The following is a 20,737-nucleotide window of genomic DNA, read 5'->3' as shown; positions in this document are numbered from 1 at the left end:
TTTGGCGTGCTTTATTTACTCATCGTGTCTCGCACTCTATGTTAAGTACCAAGCTATATTCCCTGCCCGAACTGTTTGCGGATACAGGTGCCGAGCAGGAACTACGCCCTGTTCTAATTGCCCTGACCGAAGAGGCGAGTGACAAGCCGTATACCATCAAAATCACTGATCTGCCGGCTTATGCTACGGTATGTGAGGAGAGTCCCCGGTTTCGGGGAAGAATAGCCTTGGCTTTAACCCAGGCCATGACTGAATGCGTCCGTCAGCAGAATTTTCAATTACGGTTTACTATGACTGATATCCTAACCGCGCTGATGCGGACTCGCATGCAGCTCAGCCAAGAGGAATACGTGAATCTATTCCGCGGCTTTGGCCTGGATTTCAGCAAGACAGACTACGAGGCCCGACGCACAGGCCTAGGCCTTTATCCGTTTAGTTTGACGCTAGGCCAGTTACAAAAGCTGCTTAAGAAAGAGGACATTCAGGAGGCAACGCGGGCGTATCTCTTGCAATTGCTCAATTACCTGGAAACGCACCATCTTAACGAAACTAAAGCGAGTGTAAAAATCCGGGAAATGCTGGGTGTTACTGAACCAGAGCAGCTGCCGAAGCTCGTGTTTCCCACAAATGATGCGTTCGGGCAGGCGCTAACCGAGTTTGTACGCACCCTAGAGAACGGGCCGGAAGCTGGGTCGTGGATGCGGCTATTGCAGCTGTGCCAGAAAGCCACTGGTGCCCAGCCCACCGCTAAGTTCCAGAAGGAGGCAGGCGCCGCGGTGGCGGCAGTAGGAACCGAGCTGGTGGCGTCGCACATTGAAGTATGGCTGAGCGCACTGGCTAAACTTCCCGTGCAAGAGCTCAACCGCACCAATACCTACGGGGGCCATACCTACACGTACACGGAGAGGCATTTTTTGAGCGGACCCAACCAAGAGTTGGCGAAAGGGCTACTCTGGATTAGTGCCTCGCTGCTAACCCCAACCATGCTGCACTCGGTAGCCGAATTGGCGGCCAAGTGCTACCGCAAAATTCCGGAGAAAGGCCAACTTGCGGCTAGCCTGGGCAATGCGTGCGTATGGGTATTGGCGAAAGGCGGCTTGCCGGGCGTGGCGCATTTATCGCGGCTGCATGGGGTAGTAAAGCAGGCCAACACGCAAACGCTTATCGGGCGCAGCATTGAAAAGGCAGCCCTGGAGTTGGGCATGACGCCGGCTGAGCTGGAAGACATGGCCGTGCCCGATTTCGGCTTGCAAGGCGGGCGGGCTGAGTACACGCTAGGCGACTACCGGGCCGTATTAACGCTGGTAGGAGGCAAAGCGGAAGTGCAATGGAGTAAGTCGGGCAAGCCACTAAAGTCGGCGCCAACTGCCCTAAAGAGCACCCACGGCCAAGAGCTGCTAAACCTGAAGCTAGCCCAAACCCAGGCGCAGCACGCCTACTCCGCCCAGCGCGACCGGCTCGACCGGAGCTATGTAGCCGACCGGCGCATTACGTGGCCTAGGTTTCGGCGCTACTACATGGAGCATGGCCTCATGGAAAAGCTGGTGCACCCCCTCATTTGGCGTATCCATCACCCCGATGGTTCTCATCAGGATGCCCTATGGCTACAGGATGCTTGGCGAAATGCACAGGGCAAGGTTGTACCGGAGCCCACTGACGCGGACACCCTGCAGCTTTGGCACCCCGTGTTAGCGGCCACCGAAGAAGTGCTGGCCTGGCGCACCTTGCTGGATGAAAACCAACTGCGCCAGCCCCTAAAACAGGCCTACCGTGAAGTATACTTGCTTACGCCGCCCGAAGAACGCACCCGCACATACTCCAACCGGATGGCAGCTCACGTGCTGCGGCAGCACCAGTTTAGCTCGCTGGCCAAGCTACGCGGCTGGCGCTACAGCCTCATGGGTGCTTATGATAAAGGTTACGAGTCGGATGCGGCCACGCTGGAGCTGCCGGTGCAAGGCCTGCAGGCGCAGTTTTGGGTGAGTGAAGTGAATGCCGATGAAGCCTGGAATGCTACCGGTATCTGGAACTACGTCAGCACCGACCAAGTACGATTTGTGAGGGGCGAGGAAACGATATCGCTGCCGGAGGTACCACCCCTGGTATTCTCCGAAGTAATGCGCGACGTAGACTTGTTCGTGGGCGTTGCCTCAGTGGGAAATGACCCCCTCTGGCGCGACAACGGTGGCCTACCCGTTTACCGTGACTACTGGGAAAGCTACAGCTTCGGGGAGCTTGGCGAAGTGGCAAAAAACCGTAAGCTGGCCCTGGAGCGTCTGGTCCCGCGCCTGAAGATTGGTAAGGTCAGCGAAATCAAGGACCGGTTTCTGGTAGTGCGCGGCAAGCTACGGACCTACAAAATCCATTTGGGCAGCGGCAACATTCTCATGGAGCCCAACGACCAGTACCTCTGTATTGTACCCGACCGTTCCGTGAAAACCACCACCGATGTATTTCTGCCCTTTGAGGGCGACGCTGTGCTGTCCATTATCCTCAGCAAAGCCCTGCTGCTCATGGATGATGACAAAATCACGGACGCAACCATAGTTCGTCAAATCAAGCGATAGCGCTAAACGATAAGAAGGACCTTTCTCAGAGGAAGCGCCGGGCCGCTAGGCCAGTCGTGTTTCTGAGAAAGGTCCTTCCTTATTGCGTTATCAAGGCTTAGCTACTGGCCTAGAGCTTCTCGTCGAAGTACTGAGTGATTTTATTGTAGAGGTGGACGCGGTCTTTGCCGCCCACGTTGTGCGGGTGGCCTGGGTACACGAAGTAATCGAGCTGCACACCTTGGTCTACGGCCTTTTTCAGGTATTCGAGGCTGTGCTGCCACACAACTACATCATCAATGGTGCCGTGAATGAGCAACAACTTGCCCTGAAGCTTATCGACGTAGTTGAGCAGGTTGGCCTTCTCGTAGCCTTCGGGGTTTTCCTGGGGCGTGTCCATGTAGCGCTCTGTGTACATGATTTCGTAAAGGCGCCAGTTGATAACTGGGCCGCCGCCCACGCCTACTTTGAAGGTGCCGGGGCTGCGCGTCATCATAGTTGTCGTCATAAAACCGCCAAAGCTCCAGCCGTGAATACCTATGCGCGCTTGGTCCACGTAGGGCAGGCTCTTGAGGTAGTCAATTCCCTTTAGCTGATCGGCCATTTCTACGGTGCCCAGCTGCCGGAAGGTAGCCCGCTCAAACGCCGAGCCCCGATTGCCGGAACCGCGTGAGTCGAGGGTAAATACCACGTAGCCCTTCTGGGCCATGAGCTGCATCCAGAGGTTGGAGCCACCCAGCCAGGAATCGGTCACGAGCTGCACGTGTGGGCCACCGTAGAGGTACACCACCACTGGGTACTTCTTGCTGGGGTCGAAACCGGGCGGCGTGTTCAGGCGGCAGTACAGGTCCGTCTTGCCATCATCGGCCTTGATGGGGAACAGCTTGGTTTCACCCACCTGATAGTCGGCAATTGGATTTGGGGCCGTCAGCACCGTTTGCTTGACTTGGCCATTGGCTAGGCCTATAACCTTGATGGTGCGAGGAGTGGTAGCGTTGCTGAAGACATCGAGCAGATACGTGCCGCTAGGGCTGAGCGTGGCGGCGTGGGTGCCCGCTTGCGGAGTCAGGTCGCGCACCTTGCCACCGTTTAGGCTTACGCTATACAACCGGCGCTGCATGGGGCTAGCTGCCGTGCTCTGAAATACTACTTCCCGGTTTTTATTAGCGAAGCCCAATAAGTCCGTTACCTGCCACGCGCCCTTGGTTATTTGGCGCAGCAGCTTGCCGCTGGTAGAGTAGAGGTAGAGGTGATTGTAGCCGTCGCGCTGGGTTTGCCAGATAAACTGGTCGGGGTGGCCGGGCACGAACGTGAGCGGGTGCAGAGGCTCCACAAAGGTCTTTTCGTCCTTTTCCTCAAACAGCGTTTTCACGAAGGCCCCAGTAGCAGCATCGTATTGGTTGAGCTTCATGTGGTTCTGCGCCCGGTTGAGCACCGCCATGTATATGCTCTTCTCGTCGGGGCTCCAAGTGATATTGGTTAGATATTGCTCCTTGGGCTCACCAGTTTGTAGGAACACAGTTTTGCGGGCAGCCAGGTCGTACACGCCCACCGTTACCTCATGGCTGTTGTCGCCAGCCATGGGGTACTTTATGGGCACAGCCTTGGCGGGCTCGGGCTCAATAGATACGATGGGGTAGTCCGTTACCATGGTCTGGTCCATGCAGTAGTAGGCCAGTTTGCTGCCCGTGGGGCTCCAGAAGGTGCCCTTCGTGATGCCAAACTCCGAGCGGTGCGCGGCTTGCCCATTCACAATGGCTGAGTTGGTTTCCTGCGTCACAGCCTCGTTTTCACGGCCGGCCAGTGAGATGTAAAGGTTCTGGCCTTTAGTGTAGGCCACTCGGCTCTTCGTTGGGTCGAGGTCTACATTGGCGGCACTCTGGTCGTAGCTAAACAGCGCAGCAGCCTGCTTGGAGGCCGCATCAACGCGGTATACTTTGCCAATGCGCGTAACCAGAAAGCTCTGCGGATTCACCCAGGTTACGGCCGGAAATGCCGAAGCCTTGACAGCCGGCGCACCGGCCGCCTGCAACGACTGGCCTAGCTCGCCAAGGGAAAGCACGGCCCTTACTTGGCCACTAGCTGAGCCACGTACTATCTCGTCTTGGCCGTTGGTGGTGCGCAGGTAGCTGTATTCATCCGAGGAGCCCGGTATCCAGGTGAGCTGACGCAGGTTTTCTGGCTGAAGTTGGCGGTTGAGGAAGGCGTCTTCCATGGTGAAACGCTTCTGCTGGGCCAGAACCGGCAGGTACGCCATAACAGCCAGCAGCAGGAAAAGCCGCCGGTGAGCAAAACGGTGAAGCATAGTAGTGGAAAGGGTAGCGGAATGAGACCTGAAAAGTACATCAGAATTTCAGAGCAGTCTAGCTAGGCCACCCTGGAGAGCAGGTACCTGCCTGTACTTTGGTTCTATTCAGATTTTACAATGCTTGCCCGAAACGATTCTGCTGCTCAGGTGGTTATAGTAAACCAGTTTAGACTTTGAAATCCGGCTTTCTGCCTGTTTTTACGTAGTTTTGTGCCATGAACAGTAAACCGCAAATCGAGTACGACGAGGACGTTCTGCTCCTGGAAGAGACCACCGACGTGCGCGACCTGGTCGTGTATAATGATGACATTAATACCTTCGACCACGTCATCAGAACGCTCATTGATGTGTGCGGCCACGAGCCCGAACAGGCTGAGCAGTGCACGCTCCTGATCCACTACAAAGGCCAGTGCACCGTGAAGCACGGCGCCTATGACGAGCTGGCGGCCATGTGCACCGCTATCCACGACCGCGGCATTTCAGCCGACATCGTATAGCTGGGAGCCGACGAAAAAAACTGTCATCCAGGACCTGCGAAGGGACTTATCACAAGGAAATTATTGTTTAGATATGGGCCTTGTGAGCAACCCTCGTACGCCCTGGATGACAGCTCTTTTTACAACTTGTTGATCTGAATGGAATTCCCTTCCAAATTGATAGAAAACGCCGTTGGTGAATTGTCGAAGCTGCCGGGCATCGGCAAGAAAACGGCTTTGCGCCTCGCGCTCCACCTACTGAAAGCCGAGACGGATACTACGGCTTCGCTGGCGGAGGCCCTGGCTAAAATGCGCTTCGAGATTCGCTACTGCGATACCTGCCACAACATCTCGGATACGCCGGAGTGTGCCATCTGCGCTAACCAGCTCCGCGACCAAAGCACCGTGTGCGTCGTGTCGGATATCCGCGATGTTATTGCCATTGAGAATACCGCGCAATACCAAGGTATGTACCACGTGCTGGGTGGCGTGATTTCGCCCATTGAAGGCATTGGCCCGGCTGATCTAACCATTGACTCTCTACTGCAGCGCGTAACCAAAGAAGGCTCTGAGGTACGAGAAGTCATTCTGGCCATCAGCCCCACGATGGAAGGCGACACCACTGCCTTTTACCTGTCTCGCAAGCTGCGCGACTTACCTGAGGTGCACGTGAGCAGCATTGCCCGTGGCATCCCGATGGGCGGTGAGCTAGAGTATGCCGATGAAATCACATTGGGCCGTTCCATAGTGGAGCGGCAGCGGCAGGCCCGGTAATAGTTGGCGGCCACTAAACAAAAAGATAACAGTTACTTTAAAACAGCCCGTAGACTTGCTCTGCGGGCTGTTTTTGCGTCTGGACTCACCGTACCCAATTAGCTGAACAATAATAATAGGCCTACGGAAGCTGACAGATATATAAATTCCGTAATAATTTGGCACACGTCTTAGAAATAAGGTAGGTAGGGTGCGGCTAATCTTAGTACATTTCGTAACCCTTTCCACGCCCCCGCGCTTGTGCCTGCTCCTGTAAAGCTTTCTGTCATTATCGTTAACTATAACGTCTGCTATTTCCTAGAGCAGGCGTTGTTGTCGGTGGAGCGGGCGGTGGAGAAATTAGGGGAGCCAGTGGAAGTATTTGTGGTGGACAATAACTCCGTGGATGGCTCGGTAGCCATGGTGCGGAATCGGTTTCCGGATGTAATCCTTCTGGAAAACCACCACAACCCTGGTTTCTCCAAGGCCAACAACCAAGCTCTGAAGCAGGCTCGTGGTGAGTACGTGCTCTTGCTCAACCCCGACACCGTAGTAGAAGAAGATACTTTTCTGCGGTGTTGCGAGTTCATGGATGCTCACCCTGATGGGGGAGGCCTAGGCGTAAAAATGCTGGATGGGCAGGGCTGCTTCTTGCCGGAAAGCAAGCGGGGCTTGCCCACACCTTGGGTGGCCTTCTACAAAATGTTCGGGCTGGCCAAGCTATTTCCAAAGTCGCGACGGTTTGGGCAGTACCACCTGGGCTACCTTGATAAGGACGAGAGCCACGAAGTAGCCGTGCTCAGTGGAGCGTTTATGCTCATGCGCCAGACGGCCCTGGCGGAAGTAGGCCTGCTCGACGAGGACTATTTTATGTACGGTGAGGACATTGACCTCTCGTACCGCCTCACGCAGGGAGGTTGGAAGAATTACTACTATCCTGGCACCCGCATCATCCATTACAAGGGGGAGAGCACCAAGCGCACGAGTGTCAACTATGTGTTTGTGTTTTACCGGGCCATGGTCATCTTCGCCCGCAAGCACTTCGCACCGGGTCGGGCGGGGGCGTTCAGCTTCCTGATTAACATGGCTATCTGGCTGAGGGCCGGGGCGGCACTAGGCCAGCGCTTCTTCACGCAGGCTACGCCCGTACTATTAGATGGTGCTATGATCTACGGGGGGATGTACTTCCTGAAAACCTACTGGGAGGAAAACCACCGGTATGTGCGCATCCCTTACCCAGAAAAGTACATGCTGGCCGCCGTGCCGGTCTATATCTTGTTCTGGCTCGCTTCGGCTTACCTAAGCGGCGGCTACGATAAGCCCACAAAAACCAGCCGCATCGTGCGGGGTATCTTCATCGGTACCGTGCTTATTTCTGCGTTTAGCAACTTTCTGGACGCCTGGCGCTTCTCCAAGGCGCTGATTGTGCTAGGCGGAGCCTGGAGCGCCGCGGCGCTGATTGGTCGGCGTATGGTGCATAACCTGGTGGTGCACCACAAGTTCAGTTTGGCAGTGTATCACCAAAAAAACGTCGCTATCGTAGGCTCCCGGCAGGAGAGTGAGCGGGTGCGGCAATTGCTAGAGCAGTTTGGTGTGCAGGTACGCGTTATTGGCTTTGTGACGCCCGATGTAGTGATGGTGCCTTCGCCCAACTTTCGGCGCACGGCCGTAGGGGCTGCCACTGTATGGGAAATGACGGAAGCTGCCCAAGCCACCACTGCCGCCGAAGACTTGCTGGGAGAGGTGCGGCAGCTGGAGGATATCATCCGGATGTATGAGCTGAATGAGCTGATTTTCTGCGGCCGAGATTTATCAGCCAGCCAGATAATTTCCCTTATGGTGCGCCTGCCTCAGCATCCGGAGGTGGCCTACAAGATTCTGCCCCAAGACAGCGAATACATCATTGGCAGCTCCCGCAAGGATGCCCCCGGCGACTATTATACCCTTGACATTACCCTGAACCTGGTGCACCCTCAGCACGTGCGCAATAAGCGGCTGCTTGATATGTTCACTAGCTTACTGCTCTTGGTACTGCTGCCGTTAGTGTTGCTATTTCAGCGGCACAAAGCCGGGTTTGTGCGCAACTGCTTTCGGGTGCTGAGTGGCTCGCGCACGTGGGTAGGCCTGCGGTATGCGGCGGCTCCGCGGCGGTTGGCCCGGGCTATTCTTTCGCCTGCCGATGTTGCTCAAGCAACTGCGGCACTCTCGGAGGCCACCCGCCGTCGGCTGGAGCTACTGTACGCCAAAGACTACGTTACCGGCACCGATTTGCGCATTATGCTGCGCTGCTTTCGGTGGCTAGGGCAAGAGTAACGAGGCGGTAGTTGTGCTTTCTCCCGCCGGTCCGAATGCGTACCTTCCCGTACCTTTGCGTCCATTCCCTATTCCTCATTTCCCCGATGCCTTATGTCTGACGCTACTGCTGCCCCTACTGCCTCTGTTATATCCGATCGTATCAATGCCATGCAAGAGTCGCAGACTATTGCCATGGCCAAAATGGCGCGGGAGCTGGCAGCTCAGGGCGTCGACGTGATTAGCCTAAGCTTTGGGGAGCCTGACTTTCAAACCCCCCAGTACATCAAGGACGCCGCTAAAAAGGCCCTTGACGACGGCTACACCTTCTACACGCCCGTGCCCGGCTACCCCGATCTGCGCCAGGCCATCTGCGACAAGCTCCAGCGGGAAAACAACCTGGCCTATAAGCCCGAGAACATTGTAGTAAGCACCGGCGCTAAGCAGTCGTTAGCCAACGCCGTAATGAGCCTCGTGAATCCCGATGACGAGGTGATTGTGTTTTCGCCTTACTGGGTGAGCTATGAAGAAATGGTGCGGCTGGCGGAGGGCAAAACCGTTACGCTGGTAGGTTCTCTGGAAAATGGCTTTAAAGCCACGGCTCAGCAGCTGGAAGAGGCCATTACGCCACGCACCAAGCTCGTAATGTACTCTTCGCCCTGTAACCCAACCGGGGCCGTGTTTTCGCGGGAAGAGCTAGCGGCCGTAGTGGAGGTGTTGATGCGCCATCCGCAGATTTATGTGCTGGCTGATGAAATCTACGAGTACATCAACTTCGAGGGGGAGCACGTAAGCATGGCGCAGTTTGACGAAATCAAAGACCGCGTAATTACGGTAAATGGTTTCTCGAAAGGCTATGCCATGACGGGCTGGCGCGTGGGGTACCTGGCCGCCAACAAGGAAATTGCCTGTGCCTGTGAGAAAATCCAGAGTCAGATTACCTCAGGCACCTGCTCCATTGCCCAGCGGGCGGCCCTGGCGGCCCTGCAAGGAGGCCGTACCTCTGCTGATGAGATGGTAGAGGCCTACCGCCGCCGCCGCGACATGGTGCTGGAGCTGGTGAAAGATATTCCCGGTTTCCGGACGCCCACGCCTAGTGGTGCCTTCTACATCTTCCCCGACGTGAGCGGCTACTTTGGCAAAACCACGCCCGAGGGGAAAACCATCAACTCTGCCTACGACTTGGCTCTCTACATGCTACATGATGGGCACGTGGCCGCCGTAGATGGCGGCGCTTTTGGGGCGCCCAACTGCCTCCGGTTTAGCACTGCCGCTGCCGATGAAAAGCTGCGGGAGGCCTTTATCCGAATCAAGTATAGCTTGGCAAAGCTGGTGTAACCCTGCCCCTAAGCCCTAAACCAAGAACCACCGACTTGCCGTCGGTGGTTCTTGGTTTATAGGCGGTGCATTTTCCGGCGGTCGACTACCTTTGCGGCTTCTTTACCAGATTTTCCCGTAATGCCCGCTGCCGTACCGCCTGCTTCTCTGCCCGAGCTTTTTGCCGCTTTCAACGACCTCACTGTCCTGATTGTGGGCGATGTGATGATGGACGCTTACGTGTGGGGCAAGACCACCCGTATTTCGCCAGAAGCACCCGTGCCGGTTGTGAATGTGAGCCGCACGGAGCAGCGCCTGGGTGGAGCGGCCAACGTGGCCCTGAACGTGCAGGCCTTAGGTGCTACCCCCTTGCTGTGCGCCGTAATTGGCGACGACCAAGGAGGCGACCAGCTCTTGGAACTGCTGCGCACCACGGGCCTGTCGGCCGACGGTATTGTGCGGAGCCAGCACCGGCCTACTACCGTGAAGCAGCGCATTCTGGCCCACGGTCAGCAACTCCTCCGCATTGACTCAGAAGTAGAAACCGACCTGAATGAGGAGGAAAATCGTGGCCTAGCAGAAAGCTTTGAGGAGCTCTTGAGCCGCGCCGATGTGGTTATTTTTGAGGATTACGATAAGGGCGTACTCAATGAAAAGAGCATTCAGCACTTCATCCAACTAGCCCGGCAGCAAGGAGTTCCTACCGTCGTCGACCCCAAGAAGAAGAACTTCCTGGCCTACCAGCACTGCACGTTGTTCAAGCCCAACCTGAAGGAGCTGCGCGAAGGCCTTAAGCTGGAGTTCGGCGACACCGATGCAGAGAAGCCCGCCTTCGAGGCCGCCGTAGCTCGTCTGCGGGAGGTACTTACCCCCGAAATTGTGCTGGTAACACTCTCGGAGCGCGGTGTGTTTGTAGAAAATGGGCAGATGAAGCGCACCTACATTCCAGCCCACTTGCGCAGCATATCTGATGTTTCTGGTGCCGGTGATACCGTTATCAGTATTGCCGCGTTGTGCGTGGCGTTAGGCCTGCCAGCACCCGTTACAGCAGCCCTGGCCAACCTTGGCGGCGGCTTGGTTTGCGAGCAGGTAGGGGTAGTGCCAATTGAAAAACAGCTATTGCTAGAAGAAGCTCAGAATGTAGGCCTAGCGTTATAACAGCGTCACAGAAACAAAAAAGCCCGTCGTCCTTTTCAGGTGACGGGCTTTTTTGTTTCTGGAGCCTTGCGTGCGGTTAGCGCAGCTTAGGGCTGTATTCCTTTACCGTCTCAATGAACACCTTCACGTTGTCGGGGTTGGTGTCGGGGTAGACGCCGTGGCCTAGATTGGCGATGTGGCGGTGTGGGCCAAACTGGTCGAGCATGGTGATAGTGGCAGCGCGAACCTGCTCCGGGGTGCCATAGAGGGCGCAGGGGTCGAGGTTGCCCTGCAGGGTTTTGTCGCCTACCAAGGGGCGCACGGCGCGGGCATCCTGGTTCCAGTCGAGGCCGATGGTGCGGCAGGGGAGCTGGGCGAAGTCTTCTACGGCCCAGAAGGCACCTTTGGCAAATACCGTAACGGGCACGTCGGGGATGGCCTGGCAAATTTCGGCGATGTAGCGGGTGCTGAATTCCTGGTAGTGGGCCGGCGGCAAAATACCCGCCCACGAGTCGAATACCTGCACAATGTTGGCGCCGGCCTGCACTTGTGCCCGCAGGTAAGCAATGGTAGTATCCGTGATTTTGCGCAGCAGCTGATGCGCCAGCTCCGGCTCGGCATAGAGCATCCGGCGGGCTTTGCTGAAGGTTTTGGAGCCGTGTCCTTCCACCATATAGGCCAGGATGGTCCAGGGAGCACCGGCAAACCCGATGAGGGGTACTCGCCCGTTGAGGGCGCGCTTGGTTACGCGAATAGCCTCCAGCACGTAGCCCAGGTGCTCTTCAGGGTCGGCCACGCGCATGCGGGCTACATCTTGGGCCGTTTTTATGGTTTCCGGAAACAGAGGGCCGCGGGCTTCCACCATTTCATAGGTCAGGCCCATAGCCTCAGGTACCACCAGAATATCGGAGAAGATAATGGCGGCATCCACGTCAAGCGCATCGACGGGCTGGATAGTGACTTCAGCGGCTAGCTCGGGCGTTTCTACCAGCTCTTTGAAGCCGCTGAGGCGGGCCCGCAGGGCACGGTATTCGGGGAGGATGCGGCCAGCCTGGCGCATGAGCCACACAGGAGTGCGCTCGGTTTCTTCGCCACGGGCGGCACGGAGGAGGAGGTCGTTCTTCAGCATAACTGCCGCAAAGGTAACCTACCGCAGTCAGCAATAAAGAATGAGCAGTGAAGGAATACCTATTAGGGTGCGTTTTCTCGTCGATAGCCTTTAAAATGCAAGGTTAGCTCCGGCTCTTTTAGGGCTTATGTGCTGCAACGATAAATGACAATGGTGCACCGGTCATGCAGAAACCCTACGAATGTGTAGGCATCTACATTTACCTGGCCCCTGGCAAAGGAGTAGACATAGTCACTGGGCTTTATGCTCTGGGTAGCATACTGAAACTCCTTGCTGCTCACGAAAGAAGAATCAGTGGCCATATGAGTAGGCCGAAAAGCAGAATCAGCCCTCAGCTTCTTCAAAATAAGGGTGTAATCGTCTGTGCTGACTTTTATGCGGGCACAGACAATATAGTTGCCATGTGGGTCAAGGCCTGATTCGTCTCCCCGTATTATTTCCCCAGATTCTGGGAAAGGTAAAGCGGTGATGCGTACAAACTCATCTTTAAGCTCACCGTCAAAGAGAAAATAGAAAGAGTAGATGAGAAGTATCCAGAAGATAACAAAGCCAGCAAGCAGCACCTGAACTACAACTGCGGTCCATCGATAATTCTGTGACTTAAACCATTTGACAAGCCACCATAGGCCAGCTGCTGGAAGCAGGACTACAATTGCCACACATAGGCCTAAAAGAAACAAAAGGCCGATGACTTCACCCATACTTTTCTACCGGCTCAGCCCAGGAAAAAGTGCCGCAATGGCTGTAGCCAGGAAATTCACGCCAATAGCCAAAGTGATAAATCCCATGATACGGGCCAGCGCCGCCATACCAGGACGGCCAAGGAAGCGCGTAAGGCGGAGCGAGGACATAAGGATAATATAAGCCGCCAGCGCTACCAGCACGAAACCCAGCACAATCATCCCCATATCGAGGAAGCTGAGCTTTTCTGTGAACAGACCAATGCACACGGCCATGGAACCGGGCCCCGATAGCATGGGCATGGCCAGCGGCGTGAAGGAAATATCATCCTTGTGCATACTCTCCTCCAGGGTGGCCTCCGATACCTTGCTGCGGTTGCCACCGGGCGTGAGCAAGTCAAAAGCCGAGCGCATGAGCAAAATACCGCCCGCAATGCGCAGGTGGTGAATATTTATGCCAAAGAAATTCAGCACGTACTGGCCCGCGAAGAACGATACCATCAGCACCCCAATCATGTACAAACAAGCTCGTAGGCCAGTATTGGCGCGTACGGCGGGGGTGTCGTCCTCGGTGAGGGTGAGAAAGACCGGCATAGCCCCGAAGGGGTTCACAACCGAGAATAAGGTGGTAAAGGTGGCAAGCAGTATCTCCATAAGTGAGGCGGGCACTTGGGGCCTCACCAAAGGTACGAGCCTTTGAGAATCAGCAAACAAGGAAAACGCTATGTTTGGTGAAAGAACCTCGTGCGTAGGAGCGCGTAGAAGCACTGTCTAGCCGGTTCTGTCCTGTTTTCGTCCTCTCTCCCCATGAGTACAACACTTCCCATTTCTTCCCCGGCCGAGGTAACCTCTCCGGCCGATACACCGCTGGTAGGCATTATTATGGGCTCCCAGTCTGACCTGAAAATCATGTCGGCAGCGGCAGAGTTTCTGCGGCAGTTTGGCGTGCCCTACGAGATAACGCTAGTGTCGCCGCACCGCACCCCGCACCGGCTGATTGAGTACGCCGAAACCGCCCGCAAGCGTGGCCTACGCGTGATAATTGCTGGTGGTGGGGGCGCCGCTCATCTGCCGGGCATGATAGCGGCCTTCACTACACTCCCCGTGATTGGGGTGCCTATCAACTCCGTTACTTCCCTGCACGGCCTAGACTCTATCCTGTCGATGCTGCAGATGCCGGCGGGCGTGCCCGTGGCTACTGTGGCGCTAGATGGAGCCGCCAACGCGGCCGTGTTGGCCACGGAAATGTTGGCCATTAGCAATGCCCGACTAGCCGACGTGCTGGAGAAATACCGGACCTCACTGAAGGATAAAGTGATGCGCACAATTGAAGAGTTGCGGAAGGGAGGGTTCAGCGACGACTAAGGTGGCCTCATTTTCGCCTGTTGCTTCCCTGTCTCACCACATCTCTCCCCACCCGTGCCTGATCTTGATGAACCCCTCTGGCTGCTAATAGCCCATAGCCTGGCATTTCTGCTGGCTATTGTTTCCTTGATTGCTACGCTTTTGCCGCTGCTGCGCCAAACGGCCTGGTGGATCAGGGTATTTGACTTTCCGCGCCTGCAGATTGTGGCCGTGGCTCTGCTGTGCATAGTGGCTGGCTTGCTGCTGGGCTGGCATCAATTCGAAGAGAACTGGGGGCTGATTTTGTTGGCTGCCCTGGGTATAGCCGTGATATACCAGGGCATCCGGATTCTGCCGTACACGCCTCTGGTGCGCAAGCAGGTGGGCGACAGCACCCTGAAAGACGGGAAGCGCCACCTGAGCTTGGCCGTGATGAATGTGCTGCAATTCAACAAGCAAGGCGCAAAAGCCCTGGCAGCCCTGCAGGAGTCTGACCCCGACGTGATAATGGCGGTGGAAACCGATGAATGGTGGTACGGGCAGCTGAAGGCGCTGGAAAAAACGCACCCCTATACCTGCCACGAGCCGCTAGATAATACCTACGGGCTGCTCTTTTTCTCGCGCCTGCCCCTGCGAAACTGTCAAATCAAGTACCTGCTTGATGATGATGTGCCTTCTCTGCACACGCACGTACAGCTGCCTGATGGCAAAACCTGGGTGCGGTTGTTTGGGCTGCACCCCAAGCCCCCAGCACCCGCTGAGTCTAAAACCAGCACCAAGCGCGACGCTGAACTGCTGCTAGTGGGCAAGGAGATTGAGCAGCGGGAGGAACCAACCATCGTGTTTGGGGATATGAACGACGTGGCTTGGTCACACACCTCTGAGCTGTTCCGCCGCATTAGTGGCCTCATGGACCCGCGCGTGGGCCGCGGCCTGCTGCCCACCTTCCACGCCGATTACTCCCTGTTGCGCTGGCCGCTCGACCACGTCTTCGTGTCGGCGGACTTTAAAGTGGACGATATGGAGCGCCTGCCCTACGTAGGCTCCGACCACTTCCCGATCTACATCAAGCTCAGCTACGAACCCCACGACAAGCAGGAGCAGGAAGAAAATCAGGAGCAGGCCGACGCGGAGGACCACCAGGAGGCCAACGAAAAAATCAGGGAGGGCTTTGAGGAGGAAACCGAAGAGGAGCTGGAAGAGGCCAGCAGTGAAAAGACCGAAAAGGAACTCACTACTTAACTAAGCGAAACGGCAGCCACAGGCTGCCGTTTTGTTTTCAGCCTCTAAGTCGCCTCATACAGCCACGCCATCTGACCGCGGCTGACGGAGTCGGGGAGGAGGCGCATGACAGTATTGCGTAGGCCAGTCAGCAGCGGGTTTTCCCACTGGCCCACCTGGCCTAGACGCCAGGAGGTCTGCACAATGCGGGTAGTGCGTGGCAGGCGGCGGCGCTCAAACTGCCGAAAGGCAGACCTGGTATCAACCTCGGCGCTCAAGCAAGAGGATAGCACAGCGGCGTCTTCTAGGGCCATGCCGGCACCCTGCCCCATGTTGGGCGTGGTAGCGTGGCCGGCATCCCCGAGGAGAAGCACGCGGCCGTAGGCCAGGTGGCGCAGGGGCTTCAGATCCAGAATATCGTTCCAGAGTAGCTGGTCGTTGCGGGTGAGGCTGAGCAGGTCGGGAATGGGCGCATGAAACTGGGCAAACTCCCGCTGCAAGTCTGCCACGCGGTATGCCCGAAACTTTGGGTTTTGCGGCTCCGGGCTGTTGAGGCAGGCAAACCAGTATACCCTACCGCCGCCCACCGGCACGTACCCGAAGCGCCGACCCCGCTCACCCCAGGTTTCACCTGACTGGCCTACTGGGAGCTGCAGCCGTGAGGCATCTACTATAGCCCGCCAGCAGGTGTAGCCGGCATAGCGGGGCTCTGCGTTGGGCAGCAACTGCCGCCGCACCCGGGAGCGTAGGCCATCGGCGCCAACTAAGAAATCAGCTGTAGCAGTGGTACCGTCCGCGAAGTGAACTGCTAGGCCAGTAGAAGTTTCCTCGAAGCGCTCGAATGGCTTACCAAGCACCACCGTACCCGTGGGCAACTTACGCAACAGCACCTGCTGCAGTGCGGCCCGATGGATACCCAGGTTATCGAACCCGAGCTTTTGAGTGAAAACGGAGGTGTCGGCGGCCTGGAGCACGCGGCCTTGTTGATCCAGCAAGTTGAGGTGCAGCACAGGCGTGCCGTGTGCCTGCACTGCTTCGTGCAGGCCCAACTGGTGCAGGGCGCGCATGGCGTTGGTCCCTAGCACTACCCCGGCTCCTACTTCGCGCAGCTCCGGCGCCGCTTCGTACACGCGCACCGAGTGGCCTAGGCCTAGCAGCGCATGGGCAGTGGTTAGTCCGCCAATACCGGCTCCTACGATGAGAAAGTTTGCCATTACGCTGTGAACTGGCCTAGCAACTGAGAATTACTACGGGGCAAATCTAGGGGCGGGCGCATGGTGATTTAGTGAAGCCAACTGCTGCCGAGAGGAGCAACGAGCGGTAGTTATAGGGTGGGGGAGAATACGTAGGGTGTGGCCCCACGGTACCGGATCAGTACGGGTAATAGCGCAAAAGCGGAAAGCTACGGAAGAGAAAATACGAGTTTTCAGCTCCTGGAAACCCGTAGTTATTCGGGAGAAAAAGATACCGCACTGCCGTTTATCTGAGGGTAGATGCCTGGTTTACCAGTGCCTGTTACTTTCTCATACTTCAGTCACCCTCACATATGTCTGCTACGCTTAACTCCGTTGGTACCAGCCGCCCAGCTATTTCGGCTCTTACGCCCATCGATTTGGATACGGTAGATGCCATCCAGGCTATCCGAACGCTAGCCCAGCAACCCGAGCATGCCCGCTCTAACTTTCTGGTGGATTGTAGCCAATTAAAGTGCCTGCGTTCATTGGGGGTTAGCTATGTAGTATCGCAACTGCTGTTGCTGCATCAGAGCGGCTCGGGGGTGTGGCTGTGCAACGTGAGCCCAGTGCTGAAGCGCTGCCTAAAGCTGCTGCGCCTCGATTCTCTCTTCCGCTCAGTGTAATGGATTTTGACAAGGCCGAGCGCTTTGTCTTTCTCTGCCGCATGCTGTCGTCACCTGAATGGCCGCATGAGGTGTAGCCCGGGCTAGGCCTATGCTGCAAAAAACGCAACAGGACGCCGTAGTAATGCGGGCGTCCTGTTGCGTTTTTATTGTTGGCTGTACCTAACCAGAGATGGCCTAGCGAGCTGGCAAGCCTTCTTCTGTCAAGGGTAGTACTACCGTGAAAACACTGCCTTGGCCTTCGGTGCTTTCTACCGAGATGGTGCCCTGATGCAGCTCTACAATGGTCTTACACAAGAAGAGGCCTAGGCCAGTAGTGGGCTCCCCGCGCAGGCCCGGGCGGCGAGCTTGCGTGAACCGCTCAAACAGCGCGGCCTGCAAATCCTGCGGAATGCCAATGCCCTCATCGGCCACCTTTATGCGCACACAATCAGTGCAGGGCTCTAGCTGCACCGTAATGCGGCCTTCATCTGGCGTGAATTTCATGGCATTTCCTACCAGGTTGGCCACCACCTGCACAATCTTTAGGCTATCTACCTCAGCGTATAGAGGCCCCGGAGGCGCTTCGTACTGCAACTGTTGGGTTTGGCGGCCAGGAGCACGCCGGAAAGGCTCCAGGCACTGACCTAGTTTCTCTCGTAAATCAACCCGCTCACGCCGGAGCGCAACGCTAGAGGATTCCAGAAATTCCTGATCGACGAGGTCGTGGATGAGCTGCACGCTGTGCTGGCTGGTTGACTGCATCAGCTGGAGCATCTCTAGTACCCGCGGGTTTGATGCAGGCTCCAATTCATCCTGCACGTAAGTAGCCAGCTGCTGCACCATAATAAACGCACCGGCCAAGTCGTGCGCCAGAATTTCCAGTACTATGTTCTTCTTGCTATTGAACTTGAGCGCGTTTGCCTCGTGCTCCTTCGTGAAGCTGATATCTCGGAGTATGCCGCCCAGCCAACCCTTGCCTTGGGGTTGGTGGTGCCAGTATGGCGTCAGGCAGAACCACTGGTCTGACCTATTGGGGTGGGCCAACCGGAATTCTATATCGTCGTGGATTCGGCCCTGAGTCCAGAGCTGCCAGTAGCGGCGCAGCACAGGTAAGTCATCGGGGTGGAGGCGGGCGAGTAAGCCAGGCAGTTCCTCATTTACACGGTCAGAGTGGCCTAGCAGTAGTTGCTCATAGGCGCTATTGACAAAGACAATCAGCTCTGCCTCCACATCATAAATGAAGTGAATATGCTGACTGGCTTCAGCCTGATTTAAGAAAAAGGTGGCAGGCTCAAGCATCACATAACCAGAGTGTAGGATAGTAAGTCCTACTTCTAGGCCTCTGATTTTGTTGCGAGCCAGCTCCTGCGGAAATAAATAAATCTACACTGCGGCCTCCAGCTTGCCCGGGGCGCGCTAAAGCGTAGTAAGTGCTTCACTTTTTGATAGGAGTATAACTATCAGTCGATGGGGATATGGGATAGAATTAGAAGTTCTCTTACCAGATCTAGGCCACCATTGGCGCCGCCGCTAGGGTGGGCATCACATTCGGTGAGTAAGATCCTGAGTGACAAATTCGGGTGGGCCTAGGCTTGCTACTAACTCCTCCACCGGAATTTCGCCTAGCGCATATAATTCAAATAATCGCAGTTCGCAGGGGGTGGGGTATAAGTGCGTCCCCTCCGTAAGCGTAAGCAGGAGCGTCAGCAAGCGCCGGCGGCCTTGCTCGGTAGTAAGCAGGGCAGGCTGCTGAGACGACCATAGGGAGAGCAAATCTTTCATAACTGAAGTTCGCCCTGCAGCAAGTAGCATGCAACCGAATAAAAACGGGTTTTAGCGAGTCAGAGTACTAAATCCCCCCCCCCTATAAAATACGTAGGCGCGTAGGCTAATGCATTCTATGACAAATATTTACTTATAACGGGCTGAGTATGGGGCATTGAGCTGTGGGCACAACTACCGCTCCGTAGTAAAGGCTTTATACCTAGCTACACTACCTACTCTTACCTAAGCCAAAACGGCGGTAAAAGGCTCAAGAAGCTTAGAGTTGCTGACGAGCGCGATGGATTGATAAAAAATATAATACCGAGGAATCCAAGCTCTAGTGAAGTATCTATAAAGCCAGATATAATAATTTGAATTATAGAATGATATGAGGTGAAAAGTGCTTCCGGGTAGTCTAGATGAAGATTTGCTTCATGTAGTCTTCATGCCGCACCAAGTGCTTTGTATCACCAACCTATGACACTGGCACTACAGCACGCACATTATCCCTCTTTTCCGCTGGCCCTCAATGGGCTTCTGCTGCAGTAGCCTCGTCAATTAGCAAGTATGTACGAAGACAAATTAGGTAGTACCCTCCAGCCCACTAAACCGGTGGTCTGGCACCAACCACAGTCGTACTGGCACTCGGTTACGCCGCTTACGTGCCACCAGCTTTACCCGGTAGCATCAGTACTCACCCCGCTACTGGCCTAGGCAGGCCCCGCTCCGCATTCTATCCCACACATCACAATATCCTCTGGATCACCAAACGCCGGTTAAGGCATCTAAGACCCTTATGAAAGGAAGGTTCGCGCTCATGTGTATGGGCCTAGGCGTCTTGTATTCCGCTACAAGCTGCTCAGAAAAGAAAGAAGAGAAGGAAGAACAAGTTAAGTTTTTGGTTACCAGTCCTTGGCAAAAGGACACGACCATCACGAAGGAGTACGTTTCGCAGATCCATTCCATCCAGCACATTGAGCTGCGCGCCCTGGAAAAAGGCTATCTGCAGAAAATATTCGTGGATGAGGGTCAGCAAGTGCGGCAAGGGCAGGTGATGTTCCAAATCATGCCGATGCTCTACCAGGCCGAGCTGAAAAAATCGCAGGCCGAAGCCAAGTTCGTGGATCTGGAATACCAGAACACCAAGAAGCTGGCCGACAACAACGTGGTGTCGAAAAGTGAGCTGGCCCTTTCACAGGCTAAGCTGGAGAAGGCCAAAGCCGAAGTGAACCTGGCCGAGACTCACCTAGGTTTCACCACCATTCGGGCGCCCTTCAATGGCATCATGGACCACTTCCAGGCCCGGCTAGGCAGCTTAGTGGATGAGGGCGACCTGCTGACTACGCTCTCCGACAACAGCAAAATGTGGGTGTACTATAACGTGCCGGAAGCTGAGTACCTGTCGTACAAAGCCCACGCCGCCAAGACTGATAGCGCCATGCGCGTGAAGCTGAAGATGGCCAACAACGAGGTGTTCCAATACCCCGGCGTAGTGCAAACCATCGAGGCTGACTTCAACAATGAGACTGGCAACATTGCTTTCCGGGCCACTTTCCCCAATCCTAAGGGGCTACTGCGCAACGGCGAAACCGGCAGCGTGCTGATGACGGTGCCCATGAAAAATGCCATCATCATCCCGCAGAAAGCCACCTTCGAGGTTCTGGAAAAGAAATTCGTGTACGTGGTTGACAAGAACAACGTGGTGCACCAGAAGGAAGTGGTAGTGGCATCTGAAATGCCCGACCTCTACGTGGTATCTAGTGGCCTAGCCGCCTCCGACAAGATCATGTTGGAAGGCATTCGGAAAGTGAAAGACGGTGATAAGATCAGCTTCACCTACCAAGACCCCAAGTCGGTCGTCTCCCACCTCAAAGTGTACTCTGAATAGTAAGGTTGTTAGGGGTTGATTGTCAAAGGATAGTGCAAATCC

Annotated in this window: 17 protein-coding genes; 10 read left to right on the top strand and 7 right to left on the bottom strand. The window is 55.7% G+C overall.

Annotated features, from left to right (window positions below; all coding sequences use genetic code 11):
• Positions 1-38 precede the first annotated feature (38 nt).
• Positions 39-2,567 (top strand): DUF4132 domain-containing protein, encoded by a 2,529-nt coding sequence (locus tag EU557_RS02975; RefSeq protein WP_167855067.1) that lies wholly within the window; start codon positions 39-41, stop codon positions 2,565-2,567.
• A gap of 109 nt (positions 2,568-2,676) precedes the next feature.
• Here the strand turns inward: EU557_RS02975 and EU557_RS02970 are convergent, their stop codons facing one another.
• Positions 2,677-4,851, bottom strand: a complete 2,175-nt coding sequence (locus EU557_RS02970; RefSeq protein WP_135528918.1) for a S9 family peptidase — start codon at positions 4,849-4,851, stop codon at positions 2,677-2,679.
• Positions 4,852-5,069: 218 nt separating this feature from the next.
• On the opposite strand from EU557_RS02970, the gene EU557_RS02965 reads away from it, so the two are divergent.
• The 5 genes from EU557_RS02965 (at position 5,070) to EU557_RS02945 (ending at position 10,850) form a co-directional block, all read left to right on the top strand.
• Positions 5,070-5,351: an ATP-dependent Clp protease adaptor ClpS gene (locus EU557_RS02965; RefSeq protein ID WP_135433844.1), complete on the top strand. Its 282-nt coding sequence runs from the start codon at positions 5,070-5,072 to the stop codon at positions 5,349-5,351.
• 138 nt (positions 5,352-5,489) lie between these two features.
• Positions 5,490-6,104: a recombination mediator RecR gene (gene recR, locus EU557_RS02960; RefSeq protein WP_135528917.1), complete on the top strand. Its 615-nt coding sequence runs from the start codon at positions 5,490-5,492 to the stop codon at positions 6,102-6,104.
• A gap of 240 nt (positions 6,105-6,344) precedes the next feature.
• Positions 6,345-8,396: a glycosyltransferase family 2 protein gene (locus EU557_RS02955; RefSeq protein ID WP_135528916.1), complete on the top strand. Its 2,052-nt coding sequence runs from the start codon at positions 6,345-6,347 to the stop codon at positions 8,394-8,396.
• Positions 8,397-8,489: 93 nt separating this feature from the next.
• A complete protein-coding gene (locus EU557_RS02950; RefSeq protein WP_135528915.1) occupies positions 8,490-9,713 on the top strand; it encodes a pyridoxal phosphate-dependent aminotransferase in 1,224 nt (407 codons plus the stop codon).
• Between the two features lie 120 nt (positions 9,714-9,833).
• The gene (locus EU557_RS02945; protein WP_135528914.1) at positions 9,834-10,850 is read left to right on the top strand and encodes a bifunctional heptose 7-phosphate kinase/heptose 1-phosphate adenyltransferase; all 1,017 of its coding nucleotides are present in this window, start codon (positions 9,834-9,836) and stop codon (positions 10,848-10,850) included.
• A gap of 76 nt (positions 10,851-10,926) precedes the next feature.
• Here the strand turns inward: EU557_RS02945 and hemE are convergent, their stop codons facing one another.
• From hemE to EU557_RS02930, 3 genes are all read right to left on the bottom strand, one after another.
• On the bottom strand, positions 10,927-11,958 hold the full coding sequence (hemE, locus tag EU557_RS02940) for a uroporphyrinogen decarboxylase (RefSeq protein WP_135528913.1): 1,032 nt from the start codon (positions 11,956-11,958) through the stop codon (positions 10,927-10,929).
• A gap of 125 nt (positions 11,959-12,083) precedes the next feature.
• Positions 12,084-12,659 (bottom strand): Asp23/Gls24 family envelope stress response protein, encoded by a 576-nt coding sequence (locus tag EU557_RS02935; protein WP_135528912.1) that lies wholly within the window; start codon positions 12,657-12,659, stop codon positions 12,084-12,086.
• A 6-nt stretch (positions 12,660-12,665) separates the two neighbouring features.
• Positions 12,666-13,292: a MarC family protein gene (locus EU557_RS02930; RefSeq protein WP_135528911.1), complete on the bottom strand. Its 627-nt coding sequence runs from the start codon at positions 13,290-13,292 to the stop codon at positions 12,666-12,668.
• 153 nt (positions 13,293-13,445) lie between these two features.
• On the opposite strand from EU557_RS02930, the gene purE reads away from it, so the two are divergent.
• Positions 13,446-14,003, top strand: coding sequence for a 5-(carboxyamino)imidazole ribonucleotide mutase (gene purE, locus EU557_RS02925; protein WP_135528910.1), 558 nt, complete (start codon positions 13,446-13,448; stop codon positions 14,001-14,003).
• A gap of 54 nt (positions 14,004-14,057) precedes the next feature.
• Positions 14,058-15,224 (top strand): endonuclease/exonuclease/phosphatase family protein, encoded by a 1,167-nt coding sequence (locus EU557_RS02920; protein ID WP_210115969.1) that lies wholly within the window; start codon positions 14,058-14,060, stop codon positions 15,222-15,224.
• A 44-nt stretch (positions 15,225-15,268) separates the two neighbouring features.
• Here the strand turns inward: EU557_RS02920 and EU557_RS02915 are convergent, their stop codons facing one another.
• Positions 15,269-16,417: an FAD-dependent monooxygenase gene (locus EU557_RS02915; RefSeq protein WP_135528909.1), complete on the bottom strand. Its 1,149-nt coding sequence runs from the start codon at positions 16,415-16,417 to the stop codon at positions 15,269-15,271.
• 332 nt (positions 16,418-16,749) lie between these two features.
• Here EU557_RS02915 and EU557_RS02910 point away from each other — a divergent pair, with 332 nt between their 5' ends.
• On the top strand, positions 16,750-17,061 hold the full coding sequence (locus tag EU557_RS02910) for a hypothetical protein (protein WP_135528908.1): 312 nt from the start codon (positions 16,750-16,752) through the stop codon (positions 17,059-17,061).
• A 177-nt stretch (positions 17,062-17,238) separates the two neighbouring features.
• Here EU557_RS02910 and EU557_RS02905 read toward each other — a convergent pair whose 3' ends face one another.
• Together EU557_RS02905 and EU557_RS02900 are read right to left on the bottom strand one after the other, a co-directional pair.
• Positions 17,239-18,342, bottom strand: coding sequence for a PAS domain-containing sensor histidine kinase (locus EU557_RS02905; protein WP_135528907.1), 1,104 nt, complete (start codon positions 18,340-18,342; stop codon positions 17,239-17,241).
• A 243-nt stretch (positions 18,343-18,585) separates the two neighbouring features.
• Positions 18,586-18,825 (bottom strand): hypothetical protein, encoded by a 240-nt coding sequence (locus EU557_RS02900; protein WP_135528906.1) that lies wholly within the window; start codon positions 18,823-18,825, stop codon positions 18,586-18,588.
• Between the two features lie 778 nt (positions 18,826-19,603).
• On the opposite strand from EU557_RS02900, the gene EU557_RS02895 reads away from it, so the two are divergent.
• Positions 19,604-20,695, top strand: a complete 1,092-nt coding sequence (locus tag EU557_RS02895) for an efflux RND transporter periplasmic adaptor subunit (protein ID WP_135528905.1) — start codon at positions 19,604-19,606, stop codon at positions 20,693-20,695.
• Positions 20,696-20,737: the final 42 nt, after the last annotated feature.

It is taken from the genome of Hymenobacter wooponensis (assembly GCF_004745865.1).
Taxonomy (GTDB): domain Bacteria; phylum Bacteroidota; class Bacteroidia; order Cytophagales; family Hymenobacteraceae; genus Hymenobacter; species Hymenobacter wooponensis.
Note: the sequence above shows the minus strand (reverse complement) of the source record. Positions and strands in the feature narration are given on the sequence as shown.

What these genes read in the sequence shown, in the direction of transcription:
- EU557_RS02905 (WP_135528907.1), bottom strand. Translation starts at nt 18,342, where the DNA reads ATGCTTGAGCCTGCCACCTTTTTCTTAAATCAGGCTGAAGCCAGTCAG.
- EU557_RS02970 (WP_135528918.1), bottom strand. Translation starts at nt 4,851, where the DNA reads ATGCTTCACCGTTTTGCTCACCGGCGGCTTTTCCTGCTGCTGGCTGTT.
- EU557_RS02975 (WP_167855067.1), top strand. Translation starts at nt 39, where the DNA reads ATGTTAAGTACCAAGCTATATTCCCTGCCCGAACTGTTTGCGGATACA.
- EU557_RS02950 (WP_135528915.1), top strand. Translation starts at nt 8,490, where the DNA reads ATGTCTGACGCTACTGCTGCCCCTACTGCCTCTGTTATATCCGATCGT.
- purE (WP_135528910.1), top strand. Translation starts at nt 13,446, where the DNA reads ATGAGTACAACACTTCCCATTTCTTCCCCGGCCGAGGTAACCTCTCCG.
- EU557_RS02930 (WP_135528911.1), bottom strand. Translation starts at nt 13,292, where the DNA reads ATGGAGATACTGCTTGCCACCTTTACCACCTTATTCTCGGTTGTGAAC.
- EU557_RS02915 (WP_135528909.1), bottom strand. Translation starts at nt 16,417, where the DNA reads ATGGCAAACTTTCTCATCGTAGGAGCCGGTATTGGCGGACTAACCACT.
- EU557_RS02935 (WP_135528912.1), bottom strand. Translation starts at nt 12,659, where the DNA reads ATGGGTGAAGTCATCGGCCTTTTGTTTCTTTTAGGCCTATGTGTGGCA.
- EU557_RS02900 (WP_135528906.1), bottom strand. Translation starts at nt 18,825, where the DNA reads ATGAAAGATTTGCTCTCCCTATGGTCGTCTCAGCAGCCTGCCCTGCTT.
- EU557_RS02895 (WP_135528905.1), top strand. Translation starts at nt 19,604, where the DNA reads ATGAAAGGAAGGTTCGCGCTCATGTGTATGGGCCTAGGCGTCTTGTAT.
- EU557_RS02910 (WP_135528908.1), top strand. Translation starts at nt 16,750, where the DNA reads ATGTCTGCTACGCTTAACTCCGTTGGTACCAGCCGCCCAGCTATTTCG.
- hemE (WP_135528913.1), bottom strand. Translation starts at nt 11,958, where the DNA reads ATGCTGAAGAACGACCTCCTCCTCCGTGCCGCCCGTGGCGAAGAAACC.
- EU557_RS02945 (WP_135528914.1), top strand. Translation starts at nt 9,834, where the DNA reads ATGCCCGCTGCCGTACCGCCTGCTTCTCTGCCCGAGCTTTTTGCCGCT.
- recR (WP_135528917.1), top strand. Translation starts at nt 5,490, where the DNA reads ATGGAATTCCCTTCCAAATTGATAGAAAACGCCGTTGGTGAATTGTCG.
- EU557_RS02965 (WP_135433844.1), top strand. Translation starts at nt 5,070, where the DNA reads ATGAACAGTAAACCGCAAATCGAGTACGACGAGGACGTTCTGCTCCTG.